Source organism: Salinimicrobium sp. CAU 1759, from assembly GCF_054482715.1.
The window spans coordinates 159768-175389 of record NZ_JBTLRK010000003.1; the positions used below are offsets into that span (position 1 = coordinate 159768).

Sequence of the window (15622 nt, forward strand, 5' to 3'; positions counted from 1 at the left end):
GGTAGACCTGACCATTTTTGTTCATCGTGCACAATGAAATAATCCGAATTCGAGTAGCTGAAAGAGGATTTTATCAGCTCTTAAAGCTTTGTTAACAGGTCAAATGTATGGTGTTAATAAGGTCTTCTCACCCAGCAATAGGGGCTATCTCCTGAACTGCTCCCAATCAGGTTCGAACGGTTTGATTCTGAGGATGAATGGTACGGTTTTATCTAAACCGCCTCAAGATTGAAAAAGGTTTCCTTTAACATAGCCAGCTGACTTTTATGAGCTCTGGAAAAAGGAATAACATGTTCTTCAATTAGGGTTAATCTTGATTTTGCAAAATTTATGCGCAGAAGAAAATCTGTATTTATGATGTAACTTTTATGTACTCTCAAGAAATTTCTGGGGAGAATGGACTCGAAATTCTTAATTGGCTTGAAGGCCGGAATTTTTTTTCTCTCCAACATTACAAAATCAGTGGTGTTACCATCCGCCTTGAGAAATAATATTTCATTCAGGTCCAAGAATTGATAATCCGAATAGGATCTTAGGCAAATTTTGCCCGTACCATTATTTTTCACCTTCTTTTTAATCATGAATAAACTTTTTCTCAGCTCCAAATCTGTCAAAGGAGTGAGAAGGTAATCAGAACATCCGAGTTTAATTGCTTCGTATGCTTGATCCTTGGAGCCGGAAATTGCAATTAATAGGGGATAGCAATCAAGATATTGATATAGTTCCTGGATTAGTTGAATAGGGGATTGAGAGAAATTCGTTCGCTCATTAAGATCAATAAAGATGACATCCGGAGTAGTTTTAAGAATAAAATCTAAAGAATCGTCATAGGTTTCTGAGTTGCCTAAACAAGAAAATTCTCCATATTCTCCCAAGAATTTTCTGATCTTAAGCCTTACAGATTTGTCGCAATTTATAATGCAGACGCTAATGTTCATTCCCGATTCGATTAAAGGCTGACCTTAACCAGAAATGCATGATAATCAGTCAACCCGCTAAAGCTAAATTACAGTAGTTGAATAAAAAGCTTTTCAGAAAGGCCTTACTTCTTTAGCGGGTTTTAATTTTTGTATACAGGCCCAAATTATTATATGATCCTCTTCCTTAGAACCTAATTTTTTTGAAGGTCAATATCTACATTCTGCCATCACTCCTCCTTCATAACCTAGTAAACGGTCAAGCAAAACGAAATAGCTGAAGCCTAAAACATATGCCTCTCATCGACAGATATAGTGCGTCAAACTGACTTTTAACTCAATCTTTTTTTAATTTCAAATTTTGAAACTTTATTCTATAACCTGGTCTTTTTTTTTAAACCTTTTAAAGAGTCAATCAAAGTTTATTATCCTATTTTTAGTTTTGGGCCACTGTTTCCTTAGTCTGAGTTTTTAATGCTTCGTCAAGTGTGATCTTTACATTCTCACGGAATGCAACAATGTAGCTAGTTTGATATCCTCTCTTTTTTGCCAAGTCATGAAGCTCCTTAATTTGCAGATAACTTGAAGTGGTCCCAAAATAATACTTATAGAGTTTCCCTTCTTTTATTCTTTCTACTTTCTTAAGACCATTAAAGTTCTTTGGAGCCGCATCCACTTTTTTCCCTGTTGCGGCTATTTGAACTTTAAAAGTTATTCCCTCATAGGTGTCACTGACATTGTCCGCAGGTACGGTTGCTAATTCAATTGGTAAGTTATAAGATGGGCCGTTAAGCACTTCCAGATTGATACTATTTCTATAACTTTTAATTGCATCAACAATGGATTTGGATACTTCCGATTGTCCTTTGTCGCTATTCAAATACGCTCCTTCAGTCTTGTTACTTAAAAATCCTGCTTCGATGAGTACGCTCGGCATATATGTTTCCCGCAGGACAAGAAATCCTGCTTGCTTCACGCCTCTATCAACTCGCTTAAGATTGGTCGCAAAATTCATCTGAATGAAATTTGCTAATAAAATACTTTGTTCAAGGTATTCCTCCTGCATTAGAGTAAGTCCTATGTAAGACTCAGGAGATTGTGGATCAAATCCGTCATATGTAGCTTTATAATCTTCCTCCAGATAAATTACCTCGTTCTCACGCATCGCTACTTCCAAATTGTCCTGATTTCTATGCAAGCCAAGAACAAAAGTCTCATTTCCCTGTGCCTGGGATTTATGGCCATTCATATGTACTGAAACAAAAAGATCGGCATCTGCCTTGTTTGCTATTTCGGCTCTTCCCGCCAAAGTAACAAAGACGTCACTTTTTCTGGTGTATAGAACCTTCACATTCTGCAGTTTTTCCAATTCTGCACCGACTTTCAACACGATCTCTAAAGCTATTTTTTTCTCACTGAACCCATTCCAGGAATTTCCCGGATCATGCCCTCCATGCCCCGCGTCTAAAACGATCACAAACTCCCGTACTGAAGGCTCATAATTAGAGGCAGTAAGAGATAGAGAAAGGCCAGTAAAAAAGACTAAAAAAAAATGAATCAAGGTTCCTTTCATAAATGAACAAAATTTAAAGAGTATATTTTAATTTTCCATTATTGTACTCATGGATTTCTCTTTATTAATTAATAGCTAACAAGTTTTATAAGACAAACTTGACTTTTAATAGAATTTGGAGTGGTCGTAAACTGTAATTTGTTTCAGTATAACTATAGTCGCTGATACTTATTGTGTGAAAATTTTTAATATTAGTCACATTATTCACGTTTATTTCAAAGTCAATATTTTTTCCTTTTGGGGTAAATCGATAGACAAGTTCAGAAAAGGTTTTATGAGTTTGATCGAAATCTTGATCCGTATTTCTGTATTGGATCATTGCACCCAAATAATGATTTTTAAAAGGAAAAAAATTAAGCAAAAGCTGATGAGATTGTTGTTTGGTATTCCTTTGCGGCTGCTTTTCAATAACACTGCTAGAGGAGAGAAATTGAGGAATATAAGTGGCATTAAACCGATCACCAATATCAGTTTCCAATTTAAATCCCAAACTTCGGGTATAATTTTCTAAAGTTGATAACTCACTATTCAAAAAAACTTCGGAGTTCTGCTTATAATAATCAACTTTTAAAGTGATACTTGTCTTATATTTCTCTACATACTTAGTGAACTTACCTGAAACATTTTGAATTGTTCTAAAATTTTCCTGATCAAAAGCATTAATTTCTATCTTTCCATTTTCCATTATAGTATTCTCAAAAATAAGATTGTTTTTAATATTTCTATAAGAATAATCAATAACTCCAAAGAGAGCTTTCAAAGGATCTTGATAGGAAATCTCCGTGCTGAAATTATTTTCCACAATCTTTGGAATGGGGGCGTCTATTCGCTGTAGATCTCTGTAATCATTCAATATATAAGCATAATGCAGTTGTTTAATTGTACCAAAGTTGTGACTCAGAATTGCAGATCCTTTAATTTTCCAGCGTTGGCCTAAATTTCGGGCTACAAATAAACCTGGGTCGAAAGTAAATTGATCCAAATCCTCCCCCTGTTGCAACGGCTTATCATCTATTCGATAGGAAAAATAATTAAATGATGTATTTATTGTAGTCAACCATCCTGCTTTCCTGAATTGAGTTTTCAATTGCAGGTAAAGTACATTGCTAAACCACGTGAGGTTATTTCGAAATTCCTGCTTTATAGGCGGATCATCATCAACAGAAATATCGCTTTCGAGCCTATGTAAATGACTCGTAAAACCTATTTTAGGTGAAAATGTAATATTTCCCGACCCTTCGGTAAATCCCAAGGAATTGTTAGTATAAAGGGTGCTCAGATTCAGCTTTTGAGTTAAAAAACCATAAGGAGTATTATCATTAAATAAATCTTCAAATTGTCCGGGAAACACTCTTAAATTTTGCGGAGTTTTACTTATTTCGAAATCAGAATCGATATTAAGCAACTTATCTCCAATAGCCTTGACCGAACGTAAATTATTTCTAAAACTAAATAAACGGTTGTTCAACTTTTGCAATAGTGGCTCGTTATTAATTTTTATACTACCACTGTTAAGATCCCAAGAACCAGTGAATCGGAGATCATTTTTTAGGTAATTTTTTTTAGTGTTTTTTTCTAATGTAAAACTGGAGTTAAATAAATTGAGTGAAGATTCATTATGCTGGGATTCTAATATAGAAAATGTGTCGCTCGGGGTAAAAAATAGAGTTTCTATAATTCCCTTTTGTTGTTGGTATTCATTGATATACGACACTTTCCCACGGAAAAAGTATTCATTGTTTAATTTGTGAAGGAAATTAGTGGAGAACATATGACTATTATTGTCCAACCATCGGTTCGGAGAAATTGGAGGATTCGATATATTTTTAATTTTTAACCATTCTTGGCCTATAAAAGCACCTCGAGCATTGTTTTCCCCAGTGAGATCAGCCAGTTGAGAGGAAAGATCATTTCCCGTATTGTTAGCTTGGTAAGTGCCAATCATTTGGCTGTTGTTGGAAAAAAGCATCGGTGTGAAATTTAGATCCCACAGTAAGGGAGACATGCCCATTCCAAGTTCTGCCTGTCCTGTAAATGTGTTCTTATCTTTTAGTTTTATGTTGATTGCTGCTTGATCAGAAAACACCAAGCTGTCCAACATCTTGATAGGTTGATGATTTTGTATAATCTGAACTTGGGCCACTGCTTTATTAGGAAGATTTTTGTTAGCTAGGTCATATTGTCCACCTAATAAGTCTAAATTATCAATGTAATATTTATTTATAGGTTTTCCTTGATATAAAATACGTCCATTACTTTGGATTTCAATTCCAGGCATTCGGCTAATGACATCGCCAATACTCCTATCCTGTTCCTGAGAAAAAGAAGAAACTTGGTAAACTAGAGTGTCTCCTCTTTTTAAAATCGGTTTTGGGGCTTTTAGTAAGACCTCATTTAATAGAATACTTTCTTCCCTGAGGACAAAATTTTGAATTTGGGAACTGTTTTTAATAATTCGATATTCTTCTTGAAAGCCCATACTTCTAACATTTAATTTCAGTGAATCGGAAGGGTCTGTGAAAGTTAGGTGGAAGGCTCCTGTATTGTCTGTAAAACCGAAGGTGACGGCATTATTATTTCTATCTGTAGTGATTAATATATTTGCACCTTTTATAGGTTGGTTCAAAGAATCCGTCACCTTCCCTTTTAGAGAAGTTTGAGCAAAAACACAATAGGGAAAAATTAATAACCACAGAAAAATCCATTTTCCCATATTAATCTCCAGATAGCTCTATGGGATTGTAGGGAATTCCTTTATTAGGGGTATTAACCTCTTTCACATTTGGATTTGTAAATAAATCCGGTCTGTTGTGATAGGCGCGTTCATATTTTAAATAATTTCTTTTTGTAGTTCTTACGATATAGTCTTCATTTCTTATGTAAATTTCTCTATTCCTATTATCGTTCCCCTCCACTACAAAATGAAAATTTCTATCTTGATCGTACACTTCTATGATCAGGCCTGGTAGACCGCCAAAAATATAGGGCCCATAAGGAAGTGGAAGTTTGGGACAGTACCATGCAGTCCATTTTCTGCCTCCATATTCTGCAGTAGCCTTATGGACTTTGTAATTCGCAATTAGTTTTTTCTCGTTTGATAACTTCCATTTAAGTTTTGGCGGTTTGGTTTGATATTCATAAATTCCTCGTAATCTCCTCTGAAAGAGTGCATTATCCTTTAATTTATCTTTCACTAAAGTCATTTTAAATTTCATCTTTGAAAGAATGGTTACACCATCTTCTAGCTCTTCTAATTTAATTGCTTTTTTAAGACTTAAGTTTTCTTCTAGGGAGTCCATTTCGGCCGTATAATAATCAGTAAATTTGATGAATTTATCGCCAATTAAAAGTGTTGTGTATCCAGTTTCTAATGCCTTGTCTTCCTTTTTTTCCTTGAGAGTAGAGTACTTATAGTAAAAATTCACCTCAGAAGTATCAATAACTACTTTTTTAAATTCTCTGGGTTTGTACGTTTTTTCGGTAGTTATTTGTGCAGATGTATTTCCAATAGAAATAAGCAGGACACAAATTAACAAATTAATTTTTATAAATGATTTTTGCATTTGATTATTAAGTTTAAAATTTCAATGAAGCCCACTGATTTCAGTGGGCTTGAGCTAGTTTATGAATAGGTCTAAAGGTTTGGAATTAAACCTAAAACATAGTACTTCTTAACATTTAACATCATTGAAATACTCTCGGTCCGATAAATATCGATCGGTGTCAATAGTACCTTCAGATGTTGTGTAATTATCCACGCACAAATAATACTGGCTTCCGCAAGGCGCTGTAACTTTAGATCAGGTTGTACATGCAGAGAATTCACTCTCATCAGCAATTGCTGTAAAGCCAAAGAGGAAAATCATTCCTAAAAAGATGGATTTTATGTTTTTCATAAAAATGGTGTTGTGCCGAGATTTGATATTTATCGGCAGGTTAATAATAAATAAAAAGGATAAAAAACCAACGTCGATTATTTATACGGCCAAGAAATTGACTTTCGAGATGGAACGAAAATTAAACTCCGTAATTTAATTACGGGATTTACAGCAATTTTAATGTTACTTGAAAATATGTCTTCGTTGCTTCATAACTGAAATTCCATTTTTGGTTTTAAACCTCTAATCCTTTAAAATTGTTAGTAACAGTTTCTATGGTTAGGAACCCTTAAACCTACTTAGATAAATAGAGATTGAAGAAGTTTAAATAACACTGTCTTGGGCTAAATATTTTCATAAGAAAGCCAGCTAATATGAAAGACTTTGAAGGTTTAGTGCACAGCTGGTTATGGGAAAGAAAAAGTATTGGCTTCAAATGGACCTATTGAGATATAAGTATAATTGTGAATTCCTTATCTTTAAAATATCTATAAACAATGAGGATGACGTGCTGTAGGAAAATTCCGGCAACTCTTTACGTGGACAGCATAACGACCTCGTGATGAAGGAAATTTTTTCTAGAGAGCCTTACAAAGAGACAGGAGAAAAAATCCAGCAGGGAATCTATGAGCCGACAGGTCTAAAAGGTGTTCTAATCCAAAAGTAAGGTTAAGTTCGTTCTTGAAAAAGATCTTGAGAAAAGAGATTTACAGATTAATATATAATTATTGGAATGGTTTAACCTTTATTATCAACATGTCTGATTCCTCCCATAATTGTTCTTTTATATGTTAGCCAATTGATAACAATGAGTTCCAAATAAATTTTGGGAGAAGAATAAACGTTAAATTCTGTTAACGCGAGACCAATTCGGTGACCAAAATTCTCAGCTACTCCTGGAGGTCTCATAAACGCTTTAAAAATTAAATTTGGGTCGTTCCCTCCGACTCCACCTACGCCCTCCAAAGCTTTGGGATACAAAAGCGACGGAGGGCTTTTTATTTGAAATGTTTTTCCAATGGAAGTTTCTATCTTTAATCTTCGGCAGGCTTCGGTGGACGAAGGTCCAGCACTAAAGAAATCTTCACTAATGGAATTACCTTTTGCTGTTTATATCCTAAAATGTTCAAATGGTCAATATTACACGGGATATACAGAGAATATAAATAAACGAATAGCAGCACATCAAAAAGGAGAAGTTCATTTCACTAAAGACAAATTACCTGTAGAACTTATTCATCTTTCTCTATTTCCTAACAAAAAGAAAGCCTGCGATTTCGAAAGATACTTGAAAACAGGATCTGGAGCAGCTTTTAGAAATAAGAGATTACTATAAAAAAGAAATCTGTCCGGTATTTTCACTCGAGCAGGTTTTTTTCGTTTTAAAAGGCGTGGCCCGCAGAGACAAATTACGTTAGCTGCACCTACCAGTAGGCAGGTAGGTTTGCAGGATTACTCTTTCACTCTGCTGTATTGTAACATATCATTTAATTAAAGTAGTTGCACCCTATTTACGGTTTATCCCCTGGTGCAAGTTGATGAGAAAAATAAAGGTCGGAGAAAAATTAAAAAAGACATACAGTCAAGATAATGAGCTTCTCCACATTTTCTAGACTACTTAAGTCCATTGGAAAGCTCCGGAAGCTCTTTCATCTTTCCATTTTCCTGCTTTCCAAGAATGACTACCTCCTTATTTTCTTTGTATTCATCAATGGCCATAAGTAGTTGTGTTCTGGTGTCTCTCCGGATTTTTATACCGGATTTCTGATTTTTATTCTTCACCTCGATATAATAACCATCTCTCAGGTCTTTTGGTTTTGTTGAAGGTCGCCCCATTTTAAACTGTATTGGTAAAATCTAATAATTCGTTCGTTTATCATCAGCAATTTTTATACCAGAATACCATTCGGTTTGTGTGAAGCTGAATGGGCGGGAAAATTGTAGTTAAAATATAAGATAAATACTCCTATATCCTTCCGTCTCACAGGCCTTCCGATCATCTTCAAGTTAAATAATTTTTTCCTATTTCCGGCATTTTAGTCTGTGGAGACTCCATTCTGAGAAAAAGGTTTAATGTTAATTTTTTAAGAGAGTGGTTTTATTTGATGGGAATTTATAGATTCGCGTTAACTTTTTGTTAATGATCATGTAAAGTCAGTTTAATCCTACCTGTGTAAAAGCAGAAAAAATTTGCAGTAACTCAAGCCCTAATGAGACATCTTTTCCCTGTTTTCGTCCTTTGCCTAGCCGGTATTTCTTGTACAAATAGTAAGAGTGATGAATTAGATCCAAAACCAAATAATTACCTATTTGAGGAAATTACTCCAGATTCTTCAAAGGTCAATTTCGCCAACCACATTTATGAAGATGCCGAACATTCTATTATAAACTATATCTACTATTACAATGGTGCAGGAGTAGCTGCAGGTGATGTAAACAATGACGGCCTACCTGATCTTTATTTTGTGGGAAATTCCACTCCCAATAAGCTATACCTCAATAAAGGCAACTTCAAATTTGAAGATGTCTCAGCAAAAGCAAACATAAACGGGAAAGCCAGTTGGCAAACGGGTGCAACCATGGTGGACATTAATCAGGATGGATGGCTTGATATTTACGTTTCTGCCGTTTCAGGTCTTCTTGATTTTACGGGACATAATGAGTTATATATCAATAATCAAGATGGGACCTTTACTGAAGCATCTAAAGATTATGGTCTGGATATCAAATCTTACGCAACCCAGGCCTATTTCTTTGACTACGATAAAGATGACGATCTTGATGTATATATTGTCAACCACTCCGTTCACACCACCTACTCTTATGGGCCTGCCGAGACCAGGAATAAAAGACAACCTCTTGTAGGAGACTTGCTTTTAAAGAACAACGGAGGCAAATTTGAAGACGTAAGTGAATTTGCAAACATTTATGGAGGAGCCAACAATTATGGCCTCAGTGCGAGTTTAGCCGACTTCAACAATGATGGCTGGACAGATATTTATGTGTGTAATGATTTTCATGAGAATGACTATTACTACATTAATAATCAGGATGGAACCTTTTCGGAAAAAATTGATGAAGCTTTTAGCATAATCAGCAACTTTTCCATGGGTAGTGATGTTGCCGATATTAATGCTGACGGATTACCCGATCTAATTACCCTCGACATGCTTCCCGAAGATGAGCGTGTTCTTAAAGAAACTGAAGGTGATGATGCCATGTATTACATCCAGCAAAGGCTTAGAAAACTGGGATATAAAGATCAGTTTGCCAGAAATATGCTTCAGATAAATAACAACAACGGTAAACACTTTACAGAAAAAGCACTTTTGGATGGAGTTGCAGCTTCCGACTGGAGTTGGGCTGCCTTGTTTGCTGATTTTAATAATGATTCACACCAGGATCTTTTCATTACCAACGGAATCCTGCGTCGCCCAAACAATCTGGATTTCAGAAAATATGTGGCTAATGCTTTTAAAGGAAGAAGTAAAGACGAAGGACTCTCCTGGCTTTACAAGTCAATTGACAGCATGCCGGAAGGAAAGGTAGCCAATAAACTTTTTGAAGGTAATTCCGTCTCTTTCAGCAATAGAACAGGCCAATGGATCACCGATGAACCCGGACTTTCCAATGGTGGCATTTATGTCGATCTCGATCAAGATGGCAGCCTGGATCTGGTGGTAAATAATCTCAATGCACCTGCATCTATTTACAGAAACAAGAACAAGGGTCAGAACAATTTTCTCACCCTTAAATTAAATTATCTCCCATCCAACCTTGAAGGCATTGGTGCCACTGTAAAAGTGTACACAGGAAACGAAGTGCAGACAAGAAGTCTTTATAAATCCAGAGGATTTTTATCAGCCATAACAGGTGATCTTCATTTCGGCCTGGGACAGGATGATGAGGTTGACTCCACAGTTGTGATATGGCCAAACCTAAAGACACAGGTAATAAGGGGAATTGAAGTGAATCAAAAGCATGAAATAGTCTATCAGGAAAACCTGCCAAATTACGAATTCAAGAATGGTGCAGAGACAAAATCACCTTTTACCAGGTCTGAGGAGATTGTATTTTCACATCAGGAAGATGGTTACAACGACTTCCTTAATGAAAAACTTATTCCTTACAAAGTTTCCACTGTAGGCCCTGCTGTTGCAGTTGGTGATGTGGATGGTAATGGCTTTAACGACATTTATATTGGAGGTGCTTCAGGCAATGAGGCCACCTTTTATCTCAATACCGGAAACGCACTCAAGGCTAAGCCAATAGCTGCCTTCGCCAAAGACAGTATATACGAGGATAATACTGCAGTCTTCTTTGATGCAGATGGTGACGGCGATCTTGACCTCTATGTAGGAAGCGGCATCTGCAAAAACAGCAGAAATAAAATAGGCGACAGACTTTACATCTTTGAGAACGATGACTTTAAAAATGCCAGGGAAGCAATTCCCGGGAATGATCTTGTTACTTCGGTAGTAAAAGCGAATGACTTTGACCTGGATGGAGACATGGACCTCTTCATAGGAAACCTCACAGCAGCTCAGCATTTCGGTTCTTCAGTCGATTCTTATATCCTTGTAAATGATGGCCGCGGAAAGTTTTCAAAGCTCAAAGATTTCCAACTTCAGTCTAAAGTCAATGATGCCGTCTGGAAAGATATTAATGCTGACGGCAGGGCAGATCTAATTGTGGCTACGGAATGGGATGCCCCAAAAATATATCTCAACACCAACATCGGATTTACTTTACAAAGCACTCCTTCAAACCTGAATGGCCTGTGGCAAAGTGTGAGCCTATTTGATATTGACAAAGATGGGGATGAGGATATCCTGTTAGGGAATTGGGGAGAGAATTCAAAATTCAGTCCCACACCCGAAGCTCCATTAAAAATGTACTACCTCGACTTTGATAAAAATAGAAAGACTGAAACGGTACTGGCCTATAAAAAAGGAAAGCATTATTATCCTGTACACTCAAAGGATGAATTAGCATCTCAATTGAATATCATCAAGAAGCGTTATGTACGTCATGCCGATTATGCTATGAAAACTATGGAGGAAATCTTCACTCCTTATACGCTTAATCAGGCACAACTGAACGAAGTACACGTTCTGTCTTCAGGATATCTGGAGAATAACAACGGAAAGTTCGATAATTTTAAAAAATTCCCTTATCAACTTCAACTTGCTCCGATCAACAGCTTCAAAGAGATCAGTTTAGATGGAGAAGTAGGGATGATGACTGGCGGCAACACCTATAGAAGTAACAACTACCAGGGGACTTATTCTGCCTTACAGGGTTTTATGATCAAAAGTTTGGATAGCGTAATTCCAGTAAGTGATCTGGGATTAGATTCATTTAAACACGAAGTAAGAGCAATAGAAGAAGTAAATCTTCAAGATCGAAAACTCCTGTTGATCATAAATAATGATGCACCTTTAAAATTGTACCGTCATGAAAATTAAAGCATGCTCAAAATTCCTTTTTTGGAGTCTTTCAATTTTGATCTTTTCCAGTTGCGAACCAAAGCGCGAAATCGAAATAACTCCGAATGATTATCATGCCGTGGTAGATAAGGTGACTGCAATAATGGTAAATGACATTTTCTCTCCTCCTCAAGCCAGCAGGGTTTATGTCTATCCAAACATAGCAGCATATGAAGCACTGAGTTCAACATCTACTGAATATGTCTCACTTGCACCACAATTAAACGACTTTAAGAAGTTCTCTCAACCTGTTACACCTGAACCGGGAACTAACTTGAAGCTTTCCGCCGTGATCGCATATCTGCAGGTCGCAGAAAAGCTGGTATTTTCAGAAGATAAGATTCGAGATTACAGAGATAGTCTTTATAGTAGATGGTCACAGCAAAATCCGGAAAGTCTTCAAAAAGCACAGACTTATGCCGAGTCGGTAGCTTCCAATGTAATTCAATGGATGGAAGCCGACAACTACAAAGAGACCCGCACCATGCCCGACTATGACTTTTTTGATGATGAGCCCTATCGTTGGCAACCAACACCACCGGCATACATGAAAGGCATAGAGCCACACTGGAATAAGATAAGACCAATGGTATTGGATTCTGCTTCGCAATTCAAGCCTCTCCCGCCACCTGCCTTCTCATTAGATGAGGACAGCAAATTTTACCAGCAGTTGGTGGAAGTATATGAAATAAGCGAATCAATAAGGGCAAAGGAGAATGACTCTCCCGAAATAGAGATCGCCAGGTTCTGGGACTGTAACCCATATGTCTCCATTACCAAAGGTCATTATATGTTTGCTGAAAAAAAGATCACTCCCGGAGCTCACTGGATGGGTATATGTAAAATAGCAGCCTTGCAATCTAAAGCCGATTTTGATTTAACTGTATACGCTTATACTAAAACTTCCATTGCTATTTTTGATGCCTTTATTAGTTGCTGGGACGAAAAGTATCGATCAAACCTCATAAGGCCTGAAACTCTAATTGCAGAACATCTTGACAAAGACTGGAAACCAATATTACAAACTCCTCCGTTTCCAGAATATTCCAGTGGGCATTCTGTCGTATCAACCTCTGCAGCCAAAGTCTTAACCTCCATTTTTGGAGAGGATTTCAGTTTTGAAGACAACACAGAAATTCCATATGGTCTCCCGGCCAGAAAATTTCCATCCTTTAATGCCGCAGCTGAAGAGGCTGCTATGAGTAGGTTATATGGCGGCATTCATTATAGAGCTGCAATTGAGGAAGGAGCAGTACAGGGAGCAAATGTTGGCGACTACATAAATTCTACTTTAAATTTTTTGAGAAAAACAGATGAAGCAGAAGAACTTATTACAAGTACCCCTTAATTAATTTTAAAGAAAAGGTTGATATTCTGATTTCTTAGGATCTTTTTAGGTTCTCCTTATTCAAGCCTTTTGCTATTTAAACTTAGTTACATCGTGGGATGCTTCTTCTATATTAACTGACGTGTTTTAGAAAAATGACAGTTGATCTCTCATTCAATTTTTAATTAAGCAGGAAATCTCGGCTTGTAATAATCCTTATTTTGCTGTATTTTAAGATGCTAAAATTTAGATTTAACTATAAATACAGCCATCATGAAAAGAACTCTGACGTTATTATTATTTCTCGTTGCCAATTCCTTTTTTGCGCAGGAGAATGTTCTCACTCCCGGGGACGTCGCAAAAATTGAATACATTACCAATGCCGTCATTTCCGGGTCGGGAGATAAGGTAGTGTACCAGCATTTGAAGCCTATGCCTCCAAAAGAAGAAAATGCACCTGCCAATATTCACCTCTACGTTTATGATATGACAACCAACAGCACCAAGCCCCTGGTTACAGATTACAGCGTTTCGAATGTAGATTTCAGGCCGGGTCACAACAGCATTACCTTCACTGCAAAGAAACAGGATGATAAAAATACTTCCCTATATGAAATAGGTTTTGGCGGTGGTGAAGCCCAGAAAATCTATGAATTCAAGAGTTCTATTTCATCTTACGACTGGCATCCAAAGGGCAGCAAATTGTTGTTTGTGTCCCATGAGCCCGAGGAAAGTCGGGACTTTCAGCTTCCATATCAACCGGAAGTCTACGAAGAAGGTCTGCGGCAATCAATGCTCTATACGGTCGATCTCTCCAGCCCTTCTCCCGAATCTTTACAAATAGAAGGACATGTTACAGGCGCCTGGTGGAGTCCTGACGGGCAAAAAATGGCAGTAAGCGCAGCACCATCATCTTTGGTGGACGATTTTTATACCGGTCAAAAAATTTACATTTTGGATGCTGCTTCCCGTAACGTTACTGCACAGGTAGATCATAAGGCGAAATTGGGAGTTCTAAAATGGAGTCCTGATAGTAAGAAAATTGGATTTATAGCGGGTGAAGATCAACACGATCCAATTGACGGTAGGATTTTCATTGTCGACGCAACCGGCGGAAAACCTTCAAATCTTAATCCTACATTTGAAGGTAAGTTTGAAGATATTTCCTGGAAAGACAATAATACCATCATTTACCTGGCCAGCGAGGGAGTTTACAGCAGTATAGGAACTATAGGGCGTAATGGAAAAATGAACAGAATGTTCAGAGAGGACAGTCTTAGTATTGCAGGTCTATCTATAGCCGATAAAGGTTCCATGGCTCTTGTGGCCAGCACGGCTAAACACCCGGGAGAATTATTCACTTTGGATGCCAAAGGTTCAAAAGCTAATCGCATTACCAATTCCAATCCATGGCTGGATCAGGAAAAGCTGGGTAAGCAGGAAGTGATCACATATAAGGCCAAAGACGGATTGGAGATACAAGGGATTCTGATCCATCCAGTAGTTCAACAGAACAACACTCCACTTATCACTGTAGTACATGGAGGACCCGAAGCACATTATGACAACGGCTGGCTTACCAGCTACAGTATGCCGGGACAAATGGGAGCAGGTGACGGATATGCGGTTTTCTACCCAAATTACCGCGGAAGTACCGGACGCGGAGCTGAATTTGCAAAATCGAGTCAGGGTGATCCCGGCGGGAAAGAGTTTGATGACATCATTGATGGAATAGATTATTTAATTGCTAACAACGGAATTGACAAGGACAAAGTTGGAGTTACAGGGGGTTCTTATGGTGGTTACGCCACGGCATGGATGTCTACCCGTCACACCGACAGGTTTGCAGCCGGGGTGATGTCTGTGGGGATAAGTAACAACATCTCAAAGTGGGGAACCAGTGACATTCCTGAAGAAATGTTCCTTGTTCACAGCCGCAAAAGGATCTGGGATGACTACCAGTTCTTCCTGGAACGCAGCCCTATTTATTACGCCGATCAGGCTGATACTCCATTGTTGATTCTCCATGGAAAAGAGGATACCAGGGTTGATCCGGGACAGTCATACGAATTGTACCGGCATATCAAAACCAGGACAGATACTCCTGTGAGGCTTGTATTATATCCGGGTGAAGGCCACGGTAACAGAAAATCCACGGCCAGATACGACTTCAGTTTAAGAATGATGCGCTGGTTCAATACCTACTTAAAAGAGGGTGACGGCGAAGTACCGGTAGTGGAGCTTGACATTAGCATGGACTAAATTAAATATTAATATTAAAATTTTTGGAGGCGATCATTTGGTCGCCTCCTGTTTTTAGAAAATCAGGTTATACCCGAATCCATGCAATTTTTGAATTATTTGTTCTAGAAAACGCTCAGGATAAAACCTGAAAGTTTTAGTAACTTCGGAAATATTGAATACTCCTCAAAAATGCC

General features: G+C 37.6%; 9 protein-coding genes. 4 read left to right on the plus strand and 5 right to left on the minus strand.

What is annotated here, in order from left to right; translation table 11 throughout:
- Positions 1-212: 212 nt before the first annotated feature.
- The 4 genes from ACXYMT_RS14010 to ACXYMT_RS14025 all read right to left on the minus strand — a co-directional run bounded on the left by ACXYMT_RS14010 (position 213) and on the right by ACXYMT_RS14025 (position 6053).
- Positions 213-938, minus strand: a complete 726-nt coding sequence (locus ACXYMT_RS14010; RefSeq protein ID WP_459059722.1) for a LytR/AlgR family response regulator transcription factor — start codon at positions 936-938, stop codon at positions 213-215.
- 415 nt (positions 939-1353) lie between these two features.
- Positions 1354-2490 (minus strand): N-acetylmuramoyl-L-alanine amidase family protein, encoded by a 1137-nt coding sequence (locus ACXYMT_RS14015; protein WP_459059723.1) that lies wholly within the window; start codon positions 2488-2490, stop codon positions 1354-1356.
- Positions 2491-2575: 85 nt separating this feature from the next.
- Positions 2576-5203, minus strand: a complete 2628-nt coding sequence (locus tag ACXYMT_RS14020) for a carboxypeptidase-like regulatory domain-containing protein (RefSeq protein ID WP_459059724.1) — start codon at positions 5201-5203, stop codon at positions 2576-2578.
- A gap of 1 nt (position 5204) precedes the next feature.
- On the minus strand, positions 5205-6053 hold the full coding sequence (locus ACXYMT_RS14025) for a GLPGLI family protein (RefSeq protein ID WP_459059725.1): 849 nt from the start codon (positions 6051-6053) through the stop codon (positions 5205-5207).
- A 1333-nt stretch (positions 6054-7386) separates the two neighbouring features.
- On the opposite strand from ACXYMT_RS14025, the gene ACXYMT_RS14030 reads away from it, so the two are divergent.
- The gene (locus tag ACXYMT_RS14030) at positions 7387-7704 is read left to right on the plus strand and encodes a GIY-YIG nuclease family protein (RefSeq protein WP_459059726.1); all 318 of its coding nucleotides are present in this window, start codon (positions 7387-7389) and stop codon (positions 7702-7704) included.
- Between the two features lie 278 nt (positions 7705-7982).
- Here the strand turns inward: ACXYMT_RS14030 and ACXYMT_RS14035 are convergent, their stop codons facing one another.
- Positions 7983-8204 carry a hypothetical protein gene (locus tag ACXYMT_RS14035; RefSeq protein WP_459059727.1) on the minus strand — a complete coding sequence of 74 codons (222 nt, stop codon included), beginning with the start codon at positions 8202-8204 and terminating at the stop codon, positions 7983-7985.
- 374 nt (positions 8205-8578) lie between these two features.
- On the opposite strand from ACXYMT_RS14035, the gene ACXYMT_RS14040 reads away from it, so the two are divergent.
- From ACXYMT_RS14040 to ACXYMT_RS14050, 3 genes are all read left to right on the plus strand, one after another.
- Positions 8579-11836 (plus strand): VCBS repeat-containing protein, encoded by a 3258-nt coding sequence (locus tag ACXYMT_RS14040; RefSeq protein WP_459059728.1) that lies wholly within the window; start codon positions 8579-8581, stop codon positions 11834-11836.
- The gene (locus ACXYMT_RS14045) at positions 11826-13205 is read left to right on the plus strand and encodes a vanadium-dependent haloperoxidase (protein WP_459059729.1); all 1380 of its coding nucleotides are present in this window, start codon (positions 11826-11828) and stop codon (positions 13203-13205) included. Before ACXYMT_RS14040 ends, ACXYMT_RS14045 begins: the two co-directional genes overlap by 11 nt.
- 252 nt (positions 13206-13457) lie before the next feature.
- Positions 13458-15446: a S9 family peptidase gene (locus tag ACXYMT_RS14050; protein ID WP_459059730.1), complete on the plus strand. Its 1989-nt coding sequence runs from the start codon at positions 13458-13460 to the stop codon at positions 15444-15446.
- Positions 15447-15622: the final 176 nt, after the last annotated feature.